The sequence below is a fragment of the Epilithonimonas tenax DSM 16811 genome (genome assembly GCF_000428485.1).
Taxonomy (GTDB): Bacteria; Bacteroidota; Bacteroidia; order Flavobacteriales; family Weeksellaceae; genus Epilithonimonas; species Epilithonimonas tenax.
This window is the reverse complement of sequence record NZ_KE386753.1, coordinates 49,825-69,375: the sequence shown is the minus strand read 5'-3', so window position 1 is coordinate 69,375 and position 19,551 is coordinate 49,825. Positions and strand designations below refer to the sequence as shown.

Annotated in this window: 17 protein-coding genes and 1 pseudogene; 8 read left to right on the top strand and 10 right to left on the bottom strand. The window is 38.1% G+C overall.

Annotated elements, in window-relative coordinates; translation table 11 throughout:
• Positions 1–234, top strand: a 234-nt coding sequence (locus tag F564_RS0118170; RefSeq protein WP_028122952.1) for a transposase, incomplete at its 5' end; no start/stop codon positions are given.
• A 266-nt stretch (positions 235–500) separates the two neighbouring features.
• On the top strand, positions 501–3,314 hold the full coding sequence (locus tag F564_RS0118165; protein WP_028123815.1) for an alpha-amylase family glycosyl hydrolase: 2,814 nt from the start codon (positions 501–503) through the stop codon (positions 3,312–3,314).
• Between the two features lie 59 nt (positions 3,315–3,373).
• Here the strand turns inward: F564_RS0118165 and F564_RS0118160 are convergent, their stop codons facing one another.
• A complete protein-coding gene (locus F564_RS0118160) occupies positions 3,374–3,904 on the bottom strand; it encodes an SRPBCC family protein (RefSeq protein ID WP_028123814.1) in 531 nt (176 codons plus the stop codon).
• Positions 3,905–4,261: 357 nt separating this feature from the next.
• On the opposite strand from F564_RS0118160, the gene F564_RS0118150 reads away from it, so the two are divergent.
• Positions 4,262–6,358 carry a M3 family metallopeptidase gene (locus tag F564_RS0118150; protein ID WP_028123812.1) on the top strand — a complete coding sequence of 699 codons (2,097 nt, stop codon included), beginning with the start codon at positions 4,262–4,264 and terminating at the stop codon, positions 6,356–6,358.
• A gap of 81 nt (positions 6,359–6,439) precedes the next feature.
• Positions 6,440–6,817 (top strand): YchJ family protein, encoded by a 378-nt coding sequence (locus tag F564_RS0118145; protein WP_028123811.1) that lies wholly within the window; start codon positions 6,440–6,442, stop codon positions 6,815–6,817.
• An 89-nt stretch (positions 6,818–6,906) separates the two neighbouring features.
• Here the strand turns inward: F564_RS0118145 and F564_RS0118140 are convergent, their stop codons facing one another.
• Positions 6,907–7,152, bottom strand: coding sequence for a VF530 family protein (locus tag F564_RS0118140; protein ID WP_028123810.1), 246 nt, complete (start codon positions 7,150–7,152; stop codon positions 6,907–6,909).
• Between the two features lie 173 nt (positions 7,153–7,325).
• Here F564_RS0118140 and F564_RS0118135 point away from each other — a divergent pair, with 173 nt between their 5' ends.
• The 3 genes from F564_RS0118135 to F564_RS0118120 all read left to right on the top strand — a co-directional run bounded on the left by F564_RS0118135 (position 7,326) and on the right by F564_RS0118120 (position 10,367).
• Positions 7,326–7,982 (top strand): GDSL-type esterase/lipase family protein, encoded by a 657-nt coding sequence (locus tag F564_RS0118135; protein ID WP_028123809.1) that lies wholly within the window; start codon positions 7,326–7,328, stop codon positions 7,980–7,982.
• A 323-nt stretch (positions 7,983–8,305) separates the two neighbouring features.
• On the top strand, positions 8,306–9,793 hold the full coding sequence (gene hutH / locus F564_RS0118125) for a histidine ammonia-lyase (RefSeq protein WP_028123808.1): 1,488 nt from the start codon (positions 8,306–8,308) through the stop codon (positions 9,791–9,793).
• A 127-nt stretch (positions 9,794–9,920) separates the two neighbouring features.
• Positions 9,921–10,367, top strand: coding sequence for a GNAT family N-acetyltransferase (locus F564_RS0118120; protein ID WP_028123807.1), 447 nt, complete (start codon positions 9,921–9,923; stop codon positions 10,365–10,367).
• A 122-nt stretch (positions 10,368–10,489) separates the two neighbouring features.
• On the opposite strand, the gene F564_RS0118115 is transcribed toward F564_RS0118120, so the two are convergent.
• The 3 genes from F564_RS0118115 to F564_RS0118105 all read right to left on the bottom strand — a co-directional run bounded on the left by F564_RS0118115 (position 10,490) and on the right by F564_RS0118105 (position 13,913).
• Positions 10,490–11,659 (bottom strand): peptidase associated/transthyretin-like domain-containing protein, encoded by a 1,170-nt coding sequence (locus tag F564_RS0118115; RefSeq protein ID WP_028123806.1) that lies wholly within the window; start codon positions 11,657–11,659, stop codon positions 10,490–10,492.
• Positions 11,660–12,060: 401 nt separating this feature from the next.
• On the bottom strand, positions 12,061–12,888 hold the full coding sequence (gene ygiD, locus F564_RS0118110; RefSeq protein WP_028123805.1) for a 4,5-DOPA-extradiol-dioxygenase: 828 nt from the start codon (positions 12,886–12,888) through the stop codon (positions 12,061–12,063).
• A gap of 515 nt (positions 12,889–13,403) precedes the next feature.
• Positions 13,404–13,913, bottom strand: coding sequence for a YceI family protein (locus F564_RS0118105; RefSeq protein WP_028123804.1), 510 nt, complete (start codon positions 13,911–13,913; stop codon positions 13,404–13,406).
• 144 nt (positions 13,914–14,057) lie between these two features.
• Here F564_RS0118105 and F564_RS0118100 point away from each other — a divergent pair, with 144 nt between their 5' ends.
• The gene (locus tag F564_RS0118100) at positions 14,058–16,085 is read left to right on the top strand and encodes a TonB-dependent receptor (RefSeq protein WP_028123803.1); all 2,028 of its coding nucleotides are present in this window, start codon (positions 14,058–14,060) and stop codon (positions 16,083–16,085) included.
• Between the two features lie 2 nt (positions 16,086–16,087).
• Here the strand turns inward: F564_RS0118100 and F564_RS0118095 are convergent, their stop codons facing one another.
• The 5 genes and pseudogenes from F564_RS0118095 to fic form a co-directional block, all read right to left on the bottom strand.
• Positions 16,088–16,846 (bottom strand): TIGR03915 family putative DNA repair protein, encoded by a 759-nt coding sequence (locus F564_RS0118095; RefSeq protein WP_028123802.1) that lies wholly within the window; start codon positions 16,844–16,846, stop codon positions 16,088–16,090.
• Between the two features lie 142 nt (positions 16,847–16,988).
• A complete protein-coding gene (locus F564_RS0118090; protein WP_028123801.1) occupies positions 16,989–17,285 on the bottom strand; it encodes a type II toxin-antitoxin system RelE/ParE family toxin in 297 nt (98 codons plus the stop codon).
• Positions 17,278–17,514, bottom strand: a complete 237-nt coding sequence (locus F564_RS0118085; protein ID WP_028123800.1) for a type II toxin-antitoxin system ParD family antitoxin — start codon at positions 17,512–17,514, stop codon at positions 17,278–17,280. The genes F564_RS0118090 and F564_RS0118085 overlap by 8 nt, the downstream gene beginning before the upstream one ends.
• Positions 17,515–17,584: 70 nt before the next feature.
• Positions 17,585–18,841: a putative DNA modification/repair radical SAM protein gene (locus F564_RS0118080; protein ID WP_028123799.1), complete on the bottom strand. Its 1,257-nt coding sequence runs from the start codon at positions 18,839–18,841 to the stop codon at positions 17,585–17,587.
• Between the two features lie 114 nt (positions 18,842–18,955).
• Positions 18,956–19,513, bottom strand: a pseudogene (gene fic, locus F564_RS19745) (protein adenylyltransferase Fic).
• Between the last annotated feature and the right edge of the window lie 38 nt (positions 19,514–19,551).

The window sequence follows — 19,551 nt, the reverse complement described above, 5'->3', positions numbered from 1 at the left end:
AACCAAAAAAATTATCAAAAACAAAAATATATTTTCAGAAAATCGAGAAAAAGAATAGAGACATTATTCTCTCAGCTTTGTGACCAATTTAAAATCAGAAACAACTACGCAAAATCATTTGAAGGTTTTAAAACAAGGATATTGAGCAAAATAACAGCATTAACTTTCATTCAATTTGTAAATGTTTTTGTATTTAATAGAAAAATGAATAATATTAAAATTGCATTAGTTTGATAATGCACTACGAGTATGAAATATAAAATTATATTACGTTATATTTTCTATAAATACACAAAACCAATATAAAATATATTTTACTCAAAGGTGTCTTTCGTGTTAATTTCGGGCTTGCGAATATAAGAAAAACTGAGATTTATCTAACAAAAAAGCAAAATTAAAAACTTGATTATCAAATAATTGTTAAATAATTTTCTCTTAAAATAAAAATTAATTATGAATCACGAAAAAATGATATATTTAAAACCTTATATATAGACCCAATGAAAAAATTTTACAACCTGATCGCATTTTTGATTGCGATCATCAGCTTTGCGCAGACTCAGACCGTCACGTACTCGCTCAGTCCCGCTACTTTTAACGAAGATGAATCTATTACCATTTCCTTTAACGGAAGCAGTATTAATGAATCTACCTGGGGTGTTACCAACAACGCCTTGTACCTCTGGTCGTGGTCATACGATGTCAACGACGCCAATAGTATAGACTGTCCCACCAACGGAACTTGGACAGCATCAAGTGAAACCAACAGACTGACTTACAATTCCGGTACTGATACCTACTCTATTACATTTGTACCAAAAATCTTTTATAACAGAACAGGTTTGGGAAGAATTGGCTTACTCCTTAAAACCAAAACGGGGAATGGGCAATCGCAGGATATCTACTCTGAGGTTGGAAAATTCCAGTTCACAACCAATTCCCCCAAAAATGGCTCTACGAGTTTTGTAAGTTCCGGAGGCTCCTATCCCATATCCTATGGTGCATCTTTGCCTGCTAATTTTGAACTAAAGGCCAATGGCGTTACAGTCCATACCGCTACGAATGTTACCAGCATGTTCAAAGCATACCCAGTGACAACGGACAGCCAAATGGAGCTAACTGCAACCAGCATTGCAGACGGTACTGTTCTAAAATCCAATTTCACCCTGGCTGTAACACCTGCAGTTCAAACAGCTGCGATGCCTTCCTACATGAAACAAGGAATCTCTTACGACCCGAATGACCCGACAAAAGTAGGATTGGCTTTATACGCACCTTTCAAAAATTATGTTCACGTCATCGGAAGTTTCAACAACTGGAAGGTTTCCAGCAATTATGTAATGAAGAGGGACGCTACCAATACCAATCTGTTTTGGATAGAAATAACAGGGCTTACGCCACAGCAGATTTACACATTCCAATACCGCACAAATGATGCTGTAAAAGTAGCAGATCCCTACTCTACACTTGTACTTTCGCCGGATGATGATCCCTATATCAGCGCTTCAACCTATCCTGGACTACCAGCTTATCCAGCCGGACAGCAATATGATGTTTCCGTAATCCAAACGGCAAAACCGGCCTATAACTGGACCGTGACCAACTTCCAAAAGCCCGCAAAACAAAACCTTATCGTTTATGAAGCTCTAGTAAGAGATTTTACCGAAGGAAAAAACTGGCAGGCAATGATCGACAAAATTCCGTACATCAAAGGACTTAATGTAAATGCCATAGAACTAATGCCTGTGATGGAGTTTGACGGAAACAATTCTTGGGGATACAATCCCGGATTCCATTTAGCACTGGACAAAGCCTATGGAACTCCAGAAAAATTCAAAGAATTTATCGATAAATGCCACCAAAACGGAATTGCTGTAATCTTGGATGTTGCGCTTAATCACGCATCAGGAAGATCTCCTTTGGAAAGACTATGGTCTACAAGCACAGACGGAAGTTACGGTGGAGTTGCAGCCAACAATCCTTACTTCAATCAAATTGCGACTCATGCTTACAGTGTTTTCTATGATTTCAACCATTCAAAATCTGATACAAAATATTACGTGAACAGAGTTTTGGAACAATGGATCAAAGAGTACAAAGTAGACGGCTTCCGTTGGGATCTCACAAAAGGATTCACTCAGAACTGTACTGCTTCAGATGAAGGCTGTACAGGCGCGTACCAGCAAGACCGAGTGGACGTTCTGAAATTGTATTCAGACTACCAATGGGCTCAAGATGCCAGTTCTTATGTTATCTTCGAGCATTTGGGATCAGATGCAGAAGAACAACAATGGGCAAATTACAAAATCAATGAAGGAAAAGGTGTGATGATGTGGGACAACTTGGTTGGTCCTTACGGTCAAAACACGATGGGCTATGATACCAACAGCAACTTCGGCAGAGTTGATTTCGAAAACCATGGCTTCAGCGAAAGAAGAAATGCCACTTACGGAGAAAGCCACGATGAAGAACGATTGATGTTCAAAAATCTGAACTACGGCAATGGAACTGTAAAAACATTGGCAACAGCATTGGAAAGACAAAAAGCTTATGGTGCAGTTTTCTTAACTGTTCCTGGTCCTAAAATGATCTGGCAGTTTGGAGAACTTGGATATGAATTCAGTATCAACCGTTGCGAAAACGGCACCATCAGCAATGATTGCAGAACTTCTCCGAAACCAGTAGCTTTTACATTAGGTTATGACACCAATGCTGCCAGAAAAGCAATCTATGATACTTGGGCAAAAATATTACAAATCAGACTTTCAAGCCCTGTTTTTGACACCACAACTTTCACGGTAGAATCAGGAAATGCGTTACCCAGAATCTACATCTGGAATGATGCTTTGGCCGCCAATACACTTAAAAATGTAGTCGTCGTAGCCAACTTTACAACAAGCGCTCAGACAGTGACACCTAATTTCCCATATGCCGGAACTTGGTACAACCTGATGGATAACTCTTCTATGGCTGCAAGCACTTCTACAACCGTAGTTCTACAACCAGGAGAATTCAGAATTTTTGGAAACCAAACAGCTTTGGCAACAGACGAGACTAAGATCGACACCAACAAAACATCGATTCAAATCGTGCAGAATCCTGCAACAGAAGGATTGCTGAAAATCAGATACAACAAAGCTAAAAACGGACAAATCAACGTGTTTGACCTGAACGGAAAATTAGTAAAATCATTCGGACTGAAATCCGCCAAAGGAGATGAAACATTCTCTGTCAACGGAATCGCTTCTGGCGTTTATATGCTTCAGCTGAAATCTGAGGAAGGTGTGGCAGTTTCTAAACTGATCATCAAATAAGACAGAATCCATTTTAAAGATTAACCAAAATCGCCTCGAAATTTCGAGGCGATTTTTTATTATTTTTCAGAAAGCACTTTCAGTTTTTCAAGACCTTCGGAGAATGACTTGTTCATCTGCCAGGTCATCATTGGTTTCATCGGTTTGTAAAGCGTTTCGATTTCATAATCTATCGTCCACGTCACTCTGGTTCCAGAACCTTCTGTTGCAAGAAGCAAGTCAGAAGTCGCCGTATCATTCATTGGCTTTATAAAGTGCATTTTGCTCGCCACTTTCTCATTCAGCACCACCGCAGTGATCTCCTGCTCACCTTCCCCCACTTCATCGTTACCTTTCCAGTGATAACCATCACCCACTTCGCCAGCTGTGCCTCGGTAGGTCACTACCAACTTTGGATCATATTTCATCCACGGATTCCAGGTGTTAAAAGCTTTCATAGAATTCACATTCTGCCACACTTTTTCTTTCGGTGCGTTGATGGTGATGGATTGTTCGTTATGACATTTACGGTCCACCATCAACATCATAATGGCACAATAAGCAATAAAAATAGCCAGGATGACGCCAATGATTTTCAAAAATTTTTTCATAATAAGTATAGTTTAAGTTCAAAACAAATCTAAAAAGAATTTAAATACAAAAACTTTTTCCAAGACAATATTTATTTGGGCGCCTTAATCCGTCTTCCGCTCCCAATCTTTTTTGCATAACGTTTTCGGTTAAGTTGAACTTGATGACAAGCAAAAAAGGATTTCCGCTCAAGCCGGGGCGCAATTTTGTCATACTTTCAACTTTAGGTACTAAATTTGTGATTTCAACAAAAAATAAGAAAAGGCTTCGACTCCGCTCAGCCTGACCATTTCGTATATCACAATTTTTATCAGCCATGTCACTCTGAGCGGAGTCTAAGAACCCTGAACAGTAAACCTTAAATCAAGAACAAAATAATGAATCCACTATTAGAAAAATTCAACACCAAATATACCTCATCACCTTTCAGCGACATCAAAGAAGAACATTATCTTCCCGCATTTCAGGAATTAGTAAAAACTGCTCAAAAAGAAATCGACGAAATCACCAACAATCCCGAAACGCCAACTTTCGAAAATACGATTGAAGCAATGGCTTTTTCCGGCGAACAATTGGACAGAGTTTCCAGTATCTTCTTCAATCTTAATTCAGCAGAAACCAACGACGAAATCCAGAAAATTGCGCAAGACGTTTCGCCACTTTTGACCGAATTCTCTTCCAAAATTTCTCAAAACGAAAAATTATTCGAAAGAATCAGAAACGTTTACGACCAGAAAGACACTTTGTCATTGAATGACGAACAAAAAATGTTACTCAATGAAACCTACAAAGGTTTTGTGAGAAGCGGCGCTTTATTAAATGAAGAAGACAAAAAGAAACTGGAGAAAATCAATATGGATTTGTCCATCAAGTCACTTCAATTCGGACAAAATGCTTTGGCTTCGACTAATGCTTATTTCAAACACATTACAAATAAAGAAGAATTGAAAGGAATTCCGGAAGCGATTCTCGAGCAATACGAAGAAGATGCAAAGGAAAAAGGTTTGGAAGGTTATGTGATCACCCTTCAATATCCAAGTTATTTGCCTTCATTGACTTACGCAGAAAACCGAGAACTCAGAAAAGAATTAGCCTTAGCAAACGGCAAAAAGTCTTTCGACGGCGGAGAATTTGACAATCAGAATCTCATCAAAGAAATCGTAAAACTTCGACAGGAAAAAGCAGAATTATTAGGTTATAAAAATTACGCAAATTTTGTCTTAGAGGAAAGAATGGCAAAATCGCCCGAGAAAGTTTTCGCATTCCTGAATGAGCTTCTGGACAAAGCAAAACCCTTCGCCCAAAAAGAAATCGAAGAACTGAAAACTTTAGCAAAAGCCGACGGAATCGATGAAATCCAAAGTTACGACCACGCTTTCTATGCTGAGAAATTAAGAAAACAGAAATTCGATATTGATGATGAAGAACTGAAGCCTTACTTCCAACTGGAGAAAGTTCAGGAAGCAGTTTTTGGTTTAGCAAAAGAATTATTTGGATTGGAATTCAATGAAATTAATGATGTTCAGAAATATCATCAAGATGTGAAGACTTATGAAATTGTTGAGGTTGAAAGTCAGAAGATAGAAGATAAAAATAAAAAAGGCTTCGAGAGCCTCAGCCTGACAACTGACAACCAAAAACCGACAACCAAATACAAAGCCCTACTCTACGCGGATTATCACCCAAGAAAAGGAAAACGAGCCGGCGCTTGGATGACGAGTTATAAAAATCAGTATAAAAAAAATAGCGACAATTCCCGTCCGCATATTTCTGTGGTTTGTAATTTCACAAAACCGACGAAAGACACGCCAAGTTTATTAACATTCCAAGAAGTGACAACGCTTTTCCACGAGTTTGGACACGCACTGCACGGTGTTTTGGCAGACACGCAATATCCGAATTTGTCAGGAACATCGGTGAAATGGGATTTTGTAGAATTGCCTTCACAGTTTTTGGAAAATTTCTGCTACGAACCAGAATTTTTGAAAACTTTCGCCAAACATTATCAAACCGGAGAAATCTTACCAGACGAAAAAATCGAGAAATTATCTCAAAGCAAATCCTTTATGGAAGGCTATCAAACGATGAGACAAGTGGGTCTTGGCTTGTTGGATATGGCGTTTCACTCGAGTGTTTCGGAGCACGAAGTAACGGACGTGAAAGAATTTGAAAATCATTTCACAAAAGCGACACAAATTTATCCTTCGAATCCGGAAACGGCGACTGCACCGAGTTTTTCACATATTTTCCAAGGCGGATATTCGGCTGGATACTATTCTTACAAATGGGCGGAAGTTTTGGATGCGGATGCGTTCCAATATTTCAAAGAAAACGGCATCTTCAATCCAGAAATTGCTTCAAAATATAAAATCCTTCTATCTTCTGGTGGAACCAAAGACCCAATGGAATTGTTCAAAGCGTTCCGTGGAAGCGAGCCGAAAGTGGAGAGTTTGTTGAAGAGAGCGTTTGGATAAAAAAAGTTAAGATTGAGATTTGAAATTCAAGTCTCAATCTTTTTTCTAATTTCTAACATCTTAATCCTAAAATATTCTCTAATGACTTGTCCCTGCTGTTCACTAAAATCCTACGAAGATTGCTGTCAACCTTATCACACAAAAGAAAAATTCCCGCCAACTGCGGAAGCTTTGATGCGTTCTCGCTTTTCAGCTTTTGCCATCCCAAACGGCGAATATCTTTGGGAAACGACTTCACCTGGAAAAAGGAAATACCATAATAAAAAAAGTCTGCAGGAATGGGGCGAAATCAATGAATGGACAAAGTTGGAAATCGTGGATACACCGTCAATGAATAAGGTGGAGTTCAAAGCATTTTATACGGATGAAGATGGAAAGCCTCAAGTTCATCACGAGTTATCGACTTTCAAAACGATTCAGAATCGCTGGTATTATGTGAGCGGAATATTTTTGGATTAAATCATCAAAATCATTTCCCCCAACCCTAAAGGGAGTGATTTTGATGAAATTTCTCCCTTTAGGGTTGGGGGAAAAAATTTCCTTAAAATTTATAACAAACCTTTTTTCTTCTTCTGTCTCAAAACGTACAAGTACAGACCTTCCACTTTCGCTCTCGCCCAATCGGTTTTTCTGAGAAATTTCAGTGAAGAATTGATGCTGGGTTTGTCGGCGTTGAAACACCGGATATTGATTTGTTTCCCCAATTCTTCGAAACCATCGTAATAGTCTACCAATTCTTCCAAAATAGCGTCGAGTCTTTTGCCATGTAAAGGGTCTTTCGAAGGTTTTTCCATTTTGTAAAATTATTGATTTTAATATAATTTTGAACGCAAAGTCCGCAAAGATTTTTTTATAATTATTGAAAATATTGTTAAGGTTCGCACAGCCGCTTCGATCAGCTAAGTTGGATTAAAAATAAAAGATTTAGTTATCCTTATTTCATATATTTGATCACAAATCAGAAAAAATGAAAATCCTAACATTTATTATCCTTTTATTTTCTACAATGTCTCACGCTCAGGACTTTGCCAATTTCGGCAAATATCAAAAACAAAATCAAGAAATCAAATCTAAAAGTACCACTCCAAACTCAATTTTGATGGGCGATTCTATCACAGAAGGCTGGTTCGCCACAGACCCTGATTTTTTCACCAAAAACAATTTTGTTGGCAGAGGCATCAGCGGTCAGGTGACTTCGCAGATGCTTCTCAGATTTCGGGAAGATGTGATTTTACTGAAACCAAAACGCGTGATCATCCTTGCGGGAACCAATGATATTGCGGAAAACCAAGGTCCGATTTCTTTGGACAAAATTTTCGGCAATATTGTCTCTATGGTAGAGTTGGCAAAAGCTAATCACATCAAAGTGGTGTTGTGCTCTGTTCTTCCGGCGTATAATTTCGGATGGAGACCAGGAATGAAACCTGCAGAAAAAGTCATTGCACTCAACAAAATGATCGCTGATTATGCAAAGAAAAACAAGATCACCCACATCGATTATCATTCTGAAATGAAAGATTCCCAAAATGGTTTGGATAAGATGTATACGGAAGATGAAATCCACCCGAACCAATTGGGTTACGAAAAAATGGAAGAAATCCTGATGAAAAATTTGAAGTCATGAATCTTGAAGCATTAACGATAAAAAAAGTCAATCTTCAAGGCGTTTCGAATGACAATCAAAATTTTATCATGGGCTCAAAATAAAAATGATGCCGATTTTAGAAAAATGTTTAGGTAAAGATAATTCGCCTTCACCTCAAAAAAAATGGCATCAATTCTGCTCAGAATTTCTTCAGGTTACTTTGAAGTCTTCTTCCCTTTTATATTGAATTATTTTTAAATATTGATTCTTTTCTTCCTACCTAATGAGTATTGATTGATAAAATATAAAATCCTTCTTCGGTTCCTCACGAAAAGTGTATTTTTAGGCAAAATTTTTTAGTAATGATTTACGGAATCGATACGTTTGGATATCACGATGTTTTGGAAATAGCAAAACATCCATCCAAAGCAAAACTCAGTGAAAAATCAATAGAACAAATCACAAAGTCGTACCACAATGTTCAGAAAATTGTAGCTTCCGACAGGACTGTTTACGGCATCAATACAGGATTCGGGCCACTTTGCGACACCAAAATATCAGAGTCAGAAACAGCGCAGCTTCAGCATAACCTCATCATTTCCCACGCCGTTGGCGTTGGAAAACCCATTGATAAGACGATTTCGAAAATCATGATGATTGCGAAGATCCATGCGTTGTCAAAAGGATTCTCGGGTGTTTCTTTGGAAGTGATTGAGCGACTGATCTTGATGCTGGAAAAAGACATCATTCCTGTAGTTCCGGAACAAGGTTCTGTTGGTGCATCTGGCGATCTTGCGCCTTTGGCACATTTGGTTTTGCCGCTTTTGGGATTAGGTCAGGTTTGGGAAAATGACCAAGCCGTGAGGACTTCTGCGGTTCTTGAAAAACACCACATTCAGCCCTTAAAATTGGGACCGAAGGAAGGTTTGGGCTTGATCAACGGTACACAATTCATCCTGGCTCACGCCATTGTAGGACTTTCCAAATTCGAATATCTTTTGGATCTTGCAGATCTTACTGCCGCAATGAGTCTGGAGGCTTACCGTGGTTCCGCAAGCCCTTTCAAGAAAGAATTGCACGACATTCGCCCATTTGACGGAAGCCGAAAAGTGGCAGAAAGAATGCGTAACTTCCTGAAAGATTCCGACAATCTGAAATCGCACGAATTCTGCGACCGCGTTCAGGATCCTTATTCGATGAGATGTGTGCCTCAAGTTCACGGTGCGAGCAGAAATGCTTTTGAACATCTGAAGCAAATGGCGGACACAGAATTGAACTCTGTCACCGATAATCCAATCATCCTGAGTGCAGAAGAATCTATTTCGGGTGGTAATTTCCACGGTCAACTGATGGCTTTGCCTCTGGATTACTGTGCGTTGGCGGCAGCGGAATTAGGGAATATTTCCGACAGAAGAAGTTACCTTTTGCTGGAAGGAAAATTTGGTTTACCAAAATTATTAATCGAAAGTTCCGGCCTTAATTCCGGATTTATGATCCCACAATACACAAGTGCAGCCCTAGTAACAGAGAACAAAACGCTTTGTTTCCCGGCTTCTGCAGATTCTATACCGACAAGTTTAGGTCAGGAAGACCACGTTTCTATGGGGAGTATTTCGGGAAGAAAATTCAATCAGATCCTAGGAAATCTGGAAAACATTTTGGCGATTGAATTGATGTTTGGCGCGCAAGGTCTGGAATTCCGACGACCTGCCGTTTGCTCTGAGATTGTTGAGAAAAATTACGAAATCATCCGTTCCGTAGTTGCAAAATTGGAAAATGACAGACTGATTGGTGAAGATATTCTTAAAATTGCTGATTTGGTAAGAGAGAGAAAACTTATAGTGAATTAAATTGATCGCAAAGGCACAAAATTTATTTTTAATTCTAATGTTTACAAGTCGCAAATTTCAATATTTGCGCCTTATAACTTATCTAAATGCTAGTCAGTTGCAACTTTGCGTTCATATATTATATCTTATGAAAACCCTAAGAACAAATTCCGAAAATCCAGACTTCCAAAAATTGGTAAAACAACTGGATACGTACCTCGCCGTGATGGATGGTGATGAACACGGCTTTTATGATCAGTATAATCAGATTGATTCACTGAAAAACTGTATTGTTATTTTTGACAATGACAAAGCTGTTGCCTGCGGTGCCATAAAAGTTTTTGATGAGAAAACGATGGAAGTGAAAAGAATGTACACACTTCCGGAACAACGTGGAAAAGGCTTAGCATCTGCTATTTTGAAAGAACTAGAATCGTGGACGAAAGAATTAGGTTACGAAAAAACCATTCTGGAAACCGGAAAAAGACAAACCGAAGCAGTTGCGCTGTACGGAAAATGCGGTTATCAAGTCATTCCCAATTACGGGCAATATGCCGGCGTGGAAAACAGCGTTTGCTTTGAGAAAAAATTGTAAACTTATCGCTAAGGCAAAAAGTTCATTAGCTATTATATACTAAAAGTCGCAATTTAGGTTTGCGACTTTTAAACATTTCAAATTAATACCTTTTGCGCCTTTGCGTTGAAAATCATTACAAATCAATTCCCAAACTGATAATCCAAAGGCAACATTTTTGAAACATTTTGTCTGGAGAAATCGCCTTCCAAGATCAACAGATCAGGTTCAGAAATATTGCCTTCCGTAAAGATCTCGAATTGCATAGCTTCCGGATGAACGAACGACGATTGCGTCACCACGCCAGAAGATTTTACAAACTCTCCTTTTTTGATCTCGTAATAATATTTCTGATAATTCACCTGAAGCAGATCTTCAAAATCTAAAAACAAGCGTTCATTTTGACGCTTCGTAAATTCCCGTTCTTTCATTTTGGTTTTTAGGATGGCCATCAGAAATTCGGAGTTTTTACTTTTCTTTTGCGCAATCGCTTCCAGCTCGTCTGTCCAAGGCAAGGTCGAGTTTTGTGTTTTCTTAATGGCAAAATGGTCGTTCAGTTTTTGCAGTTCGGCTTCAGAAGGATATTCTGGGTTGGGGATACGCTTGGCGTGATTCACGATGAATCCTTCCTTTTCCAGTTCGTTTTGATAGAGACTTCTTAGAAAATGCATCATACTTCCTTTGTAAGCATTCATCCGATTGAGAGTGATCTCCTTTCTGAAACTGGTCTCTTTGAAGAATGATGTTCCCAGATAACTCGTACTTTTTGCTTTGAAGTCAGCCTGGAAATTGATCAGATGATACTGGATCGTGTAACCCAATTTTTTATTTTCGATGACCAAAGTCTGTGGCGCTTTCACTTTCAGAAACTGATTCGTCTTATCATAAGAAAATTTGAGTGTACGTTGGTTTTTGATTCTGACATCATCTCTATCCAATCCCATAAACTGATCCAGAAAATAATTAATAAAATTATTGTAAGCCTCCTCTGTGTAAGGAATAATAACCACTTCCTCTATTTCGCTTACTGGATTAATAATCACTTTCACAGATTTCCCGATGGCTTTATCTAAAGGAAAAATGCTGGTTTCATACTTGTCTTTTCGGAAAATTAAGTTTCCGCTTTTCTGTCCCTGAACATCCAACTGGAAACTGCCGTCAGAAGTAGAAGTTGTAGAAATTTTGGTTCCGTCAAGATAGACATTGGCATCAGAAATGGCCGAGCCACTTTCTGTCTGTATTTTCCCCGAAATGGTTTGGGAATATAAAATCGAAAATCCGAAAAAGACGATTAAGAATTGTAAAAACCTCACGTGATATATTTGAACTCCTAATTTAATAAATAAAAAGAGGATTTCGTCGATATACGCATCAAATCACAAAATTTGTCGTGCGTTTTAAGTCATTCAAAAGCTTAAGTAAGGAAAATTTCATTTTTTGCTACTTTGCATAATTATACGTAAAGTATTGAAATACAATAAATTGCACATAATTCTCTTCACAACCTTACATCACTTGAATAAATAATTGGATCTGATTGTAAAATCCCAGAGGGATACCTGCTTATAGAAAATAAAATCCATCATTACAGTAAAGCTCCGTAGGAGCGGCCTGATAATGATAATAATTCACAGGTCACTTCTACGGAGCTTTTTGTTTGTTTATCAGATGTTGCTATTAACAGATTGCTCAACTGGATCTTTTTAGGAAAATATTATCCGATTTTTATCGAAGTCATACTCAAAGATCCGCCAATTAAGGAATCATTAAATAACGAGAGTTGTTCCGACTTATCTTTCAGTCCCAAACTATAAATCATTGGCAGATAATGATCCGGTGTCGGAACAGCGTATTGCAGAAACGTTCCTTGTTTCTGATAATCGATGAGTTTCTGGAAATCGCCATCCAAAAGCCAGTTGTTGGTTTTTTCTCTCGCTTCGATCGCCCAATCCCAGCCGGCGCCAACGGTGTCAATATTTTTCCAATCGATCAATCTGAGGTTGTGAACGATGTTTCCACTTCCGATGATGAGAATTCCTTTTTCCCGGAGTCTGGATAATTTTTTTGCCAATTCAAAGTGATATTCTGGTGGTTTGGTATAATCAATACTCAATTGAATCACCGGAATATCGGCCTCAGGATAAAGATGCCGAAGAACCGACCACGCGCCGTGATCCAATCCCCAATTATGATCTTCTTCTACCAAAACCGGAGCGAGTAATCCTACAGTGTCTCGCGCTAATTCGGGGCTTCCTTGTGCTGGATACTGAACATCAAACAAGGCCTGCGGAAAACCTCCAAAATCGTGAATGGTTTTTGGCAGTTCCATTGCTGTGACAAATGTTCCGTTGGTAAACCAATGCGCCGAAATACAAATGATGGCATTTGGTTTTGGGATTTCTTTGCTGATATTACGAAAGCCCTGCACAAAAATATTTTCTTCGATAGCGTTCATCGGAGAGCCGTGTCCCAGGAAAAGAACGGGCATTTTTTGGGTGGTTTTGAAATGATCGGAGATGTTGGAAAGGTCGTTGAGGTTCATTTTTATTTTGTAAAAAGTAAAATGTATTAATGTAAAATGTATATTCAAATCATTTTTTTACCCCAACCCTAAAGGGAGAAAATTATTTGAAAATTTTATTAAAATTACTCCCTTTAGGGTTGGGGAAATAATTTTAATTAAATTTTTCTCGCAGATCTGGTGGATTTCCGAAGCACTTAAGTTCATTTTTTTTTGAACTACAAAGTCACATAAGAACAATTAAGTTTTTGAAATCTTCGATTTTTGGAGGATGGTGAATTGATAGACAAAAGTTCAACTATGCGACGTGCAGCCCGACTTGAGTGGAAATCCTTTTTTGCTTGTACTCAAGTTCTATTTAGACTTAAATCGTGTGCAAAAAAGATTGGGAACCCTTCGACTTCGCTCAGGATAAACTACAGGCGGATTAAGCTGCCCAAATTATAATCATTCTTCCTGCTGAAATCATAAAAGCGTGAACAAAGTTGCCCTTGTTCACACTTCAAAATAGTCACACTATAAAATACGATGATGTATTACTGTTTGACGAACTGCAGTTCTCCTGCAATTTTCACGTCTTCGCTTACCATCACACCGCCTGTTTCCAAAGCTGCGTTCCAAGTGAGACCAAAGTCTGATCTTTTGATCTTCCCTTCGAATGAGAAACCTGCTTTGGTGTTGCCCCACGGATCAGAATTGATACCGCCAAAGTCTACGTCCAACGTAATTTCTTTGGTAATACCGTTCAGAGTGAGATGTCCGGTTACATCACCGTTCAAAGTTGACGCTTCGAAAGTGATTTTCGGGTTAGCTTGTGCGTTGAAGAAATCTGCTGATTTCAGGTGCGTGTCTCTGTCTGTATTATTGGTAAAGATAGAATCTGTATCGATGAAAGCGGAAACTTTTGCGCTGGCGAATGTGTCGTCTTCTGCATCGATCTCTGCATTGAAAGTAGTGAATTCTCCTTTGACGTTAGAAATCATTAGGTGTTTTACTTTGAAAGTGATCTCACTATGTGTTGGGTCTAATAACCATTTGGTTGCCATTATTTTTGATATTTTGTTGATTAATTATAGTACAAATATATAGCGAAGATATCCGCGTGGCGTTGATGTAAGTTAAGAATGACTTTTTTGTGAAATCTTTAACTTTACGGTGATTTCGGCACAATGATTTCTGTGTAGAAAATAATGAAAAAACTTTCCATCTTATTTTTACTTTCCAGCGTTTTTTACTTTTCGCAGAAGAGCGATTCTGCAACGCTGATCTCTGGAGTCAGAATTGATGCTTATAAGAAACCGGTTTCTTTTATCGCTTCTACCAAATCTGTTGCTGTGGTTTCGGAAAACCTACTTTCTCAGAATCCGCCAGAGCGCTTGTTGGAATCTATCAACCAAATTGCTGGAGCCAGAATGGAAGAACGCTCGCCGGGAAGTTACCGGATTGCAGTACGTGGAAGTTCTTTGCGTTCGCCTTTTGGGGTGCGGAATGTGAAAGTGTATCTGGATGATTTGATGTTGTCCGATGCTTCCGGGAATACTTATTTTAATCAGATTTCGCCCGATCTCATCCATAAAATAGAGATTTACAAAGGTCCGGAAAGTGGCGATTTTGGAGCGGTGACTGGTGGAACTTTATTATTACAAACTCAGAATTCTGATGACTTGTCTTTGAATGTATCTTCTGGAAGTTATGGGACTTTTAATGAAAGTATCAACTTTTCAAAACAATTGGGAAAGCATTTTTTCCAAGTCTATGAGAATTATTACAGAACGGATTCTTACCGTGAACAATCGGCGGTTGAAAGAAAACAGATCTTCATTAAAGATCATTTCAAATATTCTGACAAAGGCAACTTGAAAGCGATGCTACTCTTTTCCGATTTGGATTATGAAACGCCTGGCGGATTGACTTTGGCTCAAATGGAAGCCAACAGAAAACAAGCGCGACCAGCAACTGTAACGCTTCCCGGAGCGAAAGAACAGGATGCAGGAATCAGAAATAAAATGTTTCTGGCTGGACTTTCGAATCAATACCAGTTGACGAATGGACTTTCACATTTCGTTTTGGTTCAAGGTTCGTATGTCGATTTTGAAAATCCTTTCATTACCAATTTTGAAAATCGATTTGAAAGCAACTTTGCACTGAGAACGCATTTCACTTATGAAAAAAACTGGCACAAGGTTTCTGCCGAATGGCGACTGGGTTACGAAGGTGCAACTAATCCCATTTATATTAAAAACTATGACAACAATCGTGGCACAGAAGGAAATCCTCAGAATTTTGATAAACTGAGAAACAATTCCGGATTCTATTTTCTGTCGCAGAAACTGAATTTTAACGAGCGGATATTGACTGATATTTCCTTCAGTTTAAATTCTAATTCCTACAAATGGGAAAAGATATTTCCGACTTCTGAAACTGGAAATATGAAATTCAAAAACCAATGGTTACCCAACTTTGGGATGACTTATGTTTTGGATCAAGGATTTTCTGTGCGAGGGAAAATCGGGAAAGGAAATTCGGCGCCGACGAATGAGGAGATCCGCTCTTCCAATCAGGAATTCAACTTCAATCTCGTGCCGGAATATGGCTGGAATAAGGAAATTGGGGTGCGGAAACAATTTGGGAAAATCGTTTTTGTGGAACTGAATTATTTTGATTTCAGAATGAAAGATGCAATTGTCCGAAGACAGAATGAAGCTGGCCAAGACTATTTTGTAAACCAGGGAAATACCGTTCAAAAAGGTTGGGAATTCCTTCTGGAATCGAAAAGATTTGATTTGAAGAATGCTGTTTTGAGTCATTTCAAATTCAGATTTTCGGGAAGTCTTTATGACTTTAAATTTAAAAATGATGTCCAAGGAACTTCTAACTTTTCAGGAAATGCGTTGACTGGCGTTCCGAAAACCACCATCAACAGTTTACTGAATTTCACTTTCTTTAAAAAATTAGCCGTTGATTATTCTCAATTTCTGACTTCAAAAATTCCTTTGACAGATGCGAATTCTGTTTGGTCGGAACCAAGTTTGGTTTCAAATATTCAAATTCGTTATCCAATTGTTTTTGAAAAATCAAAGTTGGATTTATTTTTCCAAATCCAGAATCTTTATAATACAGATTATGTTTTGGGCTTTGACATCAATGCTTTTGGAAAAAGGTTTTACAATCCTGCTGCAAAACGGAATTTTGTGTTGGGCGCGACTATTCAATTATAAAATTAAAACTTCTCCGTCAGGTATTTCCAATAACGTTTCGGGACGTGTTGAACGTGGAGTTTGATATTTTTCCTTTCCTTAATATTCGTCTTCGTGAAATAACTTTTCCAAAGTTCCTGATAATTAATCTCTTCCTCGTGGTACTTCTGCTGGTATTGATTCAAATTGAATGTGGAATCAGGGTAGAAAAATTCGCAATTTTCTAAATCATAAAACAATCCGTAATGGCGTTTGAGGTCGTAGATCATCCATTTCTGATCGGCATATCGGTCTTTGAAATGTTTCTGAATCAAAGGCAGAACATCAAAATCAGGGTCAATCTTGGCGAAATAAATATCGTCTTTCATTTTCTCAAACCTTACGAATGCCGTCATCCGATGTCGTTCTCTGCTGACAGATTTACAGATTTTTGAGATTTGAAGAATATCGTCATTGGCGAAATTCTGCAACACATTATGATCAGGACTTTTAATGGATTGTTGGATGGCAGAAAAGATCAAATCTTCAGATTCCGGAAGTTCAGACAAGAAAACCATCAGCAATTGTTTGATTCCGGATTTTCCGATGCTGTTTTCTAATTTTTTTAAAACTCTGTCAGATTTTTCATTTTGAGTCGCAACCTCGTGGATTTCAGCGAACATATTTTCTTGTTGAAATCTTTCTCTGTTTCGGATTTCCACGTCTTTATACTTGTATTCAAACACTTCGAATATTGCTGTTAAAAGTCCGTCGAAACTACCGTCGTAGAGGATGGTTGTCATTTATAAATATATTGTGAACCCTTCGACTCCGCTCAGTGTGACATCGTATACTAATCACTTTATAGAATTGTCAGGCTGAGCGGAATTGAAGCCTTTTTATAAAAAATTAAATGGGTGAGAAAATTGGTTCTGGAATTTACAACTAAAAATATTTCGGAATATCTCGGCTTCCATGTAAGGCTCTTACAATTCGGATATTATTTTCTAAAATTCTGTAGAATATAATGTGGTTGTCCTTTGGAAAACTGTATAAGCCTTCTTTTATTTCATTTCGTGTTTTTCCCAATTCTTGATTCAGAAGTAAATTTTGAAAAACATCTTCGATTTCATTAAGATATTTCTCTGCTTGTTCAAGTCCAAATTCCGTAGTTGTGTAATCGAAAATATCTTCCAAATCTTCATCAGCAATTTCTGATAAAACATAGGATTCTTTAGACATTGCTGTTATCTTTCTTCTTTGATTTAATAATATCCTTAATCGACCGTGAACTCGAATTACCTTCCCAACCTTTTTCAATTTCATTTCTCAAATCCTGAATAATGCGGTGGCGATAGACTTCGTGAAGGCGCAAAGCATCGCGAACGACTTCACTTGCATTCTGAAAATCTCCAGATTCAATTTGGTCTGAGATATAATTTTCTTGTTTTTTGGTGAAACTGACATTCATTGTAAATTCTTTGCTCGAAATTACAAATACTATCCAAATTTAGCAAATATGGACAATAAAAGTTAGTAAATTAAAACAAAGTCAGTTGCTGGGAAAACTGATTTTGAAATTTGGATTGACTTCCGCCGATAATTAATTTCCTTAAATTCAAATCTGTCAAATGCTTCAAAAATGGATTCCCATAACTGAAATCGATGAAATATTTTGCACGATTAACAGCTGCGCCTAATTTTTTCAAATGATCCATATTCAAAACCTGAAAACGTCTGGAGCTGACAATCTTCATCGCCGTTTTCACACCAATTCCCGGAATTCTGAGAATCATTTTATAATCCGCAGTTTGAAGATTGACAGGAAATTGGTCTAAGTGACGCAACGCCCAACTCAATTTCGGGTCCACTTCCAAATCCAAAAATGGCATATTGGAATCCAAAATTTCATCCGCCTTAAAACCATAAAAACGCATCAGCCAATCAGATTGATACAGACGATTTTCCCTTAAAACCGGAACTGCTGCGGTAATCGCTGGCAAACGCACATCCGAAGTTACAGGAATATAACCCGAATAATAAACGCGTTTCATCCCGTAATTTTGGTAGAAATGATCTGCCACTTTGATGATTTGCAAATCGTTTTCGTTGGTTGCGCCGACAATCATTTGTGTTGATTGTCCTGCTGGCGCGAACTTCGGAACGCTTTTGATAATTTTCTTCTCGTCTTTGTATTGTTGAATGCCTTTTTGGACAATCCGCATCGGCTGCAGCATATCTTCCCGATTTTTGTCCGGCGCTAAAAGTTTAAGTCCAGATTCTGTCGGGATTTCCAGGTTTACGGAAAGTCGGTCAGCGTAAAGTGCGGCTTCCTGCATCAAGATATCACTCGCTCCCGGAATCGATTTGAGATGAATGTAGCCATTGAAGTGATGCTCGTTTCTCAATTTTTTCGCTACTCGAACCAAACGTTCCATCGTCGTATCGGCATCTTTGAAAATCCCGGAACTTAGAAATAGACCTTCGATGTAATTTCGGCGGTAAAAACTGATGGTCAAATCCACCACTTCTTCCACGGTGAAAGCGGCGCGTTTGATGTCATTTGATTTTCTGGAAACGCAATAGATGCAATCGTAAATACAATGGTTGGTCAAAAGGATTTTGAGAAGCGAGACACATCGCCCATCTTCCGTGTAAGTATGACAAATCCCGCTGGCAGAACTGTCGCCCAATCCGCCGTTATTTTTCCTTTTTCCGCCACTTGATGAGCAGGAAACATCGTACTTAGCAGCATCTGCAAGTATTTCGAGCTTTTCTTTTGTGCGGTCGAAGTTCATATTTTGGAGGATTTTATTTAAACGAATTTTGTTCTAAATGAATGTCAAAAATAAGTCCACTTCATTACAATTTTGATAGTTTTTGTCAATTAAGTTACTAACAGAATTACTCATTTACTGGTCGTCATTTTCCTTTTCATAACCTTCATAATAGTAAGACTGCTCAATCCCTTTAAAGATAATTTCTCTGTTTTCTACATCATCTGTCAAATTTCCATTAAGCAAAGTTTTCAATTCCAAATCGTTGATTGGACTGCGTTCCATTGATTGTAAATAAAGTGTTTTGTCAACAAATTACCAGGTCACGACTTTCTTTAAATTTGACTTTAAAATCATATCCAACCAAATCCGCATCGTTCTGCCATTGCCTCCCATAAAAGGATGAGCAATATTCATTTCTACATATTTCGCAATGATTTCTTCAAATGTATTTTACGGCATTTGTTCAATTTTCGCGAGAATCTCAGTCAAATACAAAGCTGTTGCAAACCGGAAACCGCCTTTTGAAATATTTTGAGTTCTTATCTTACCTGCAAATTCATATAATCCATCGAATAAATATTGATGAATCTCTTGCAAACCTTTGGTTGTTCCGATTTCTAATTTTTCAATGGCGCCACTTTCGAATAAGCGGAAAGCATTTTCCAAACTATTTTTGTCTATGTTTTTCATAACTTCTTTAAAATTGACCTCTAAACATTCACAAATAT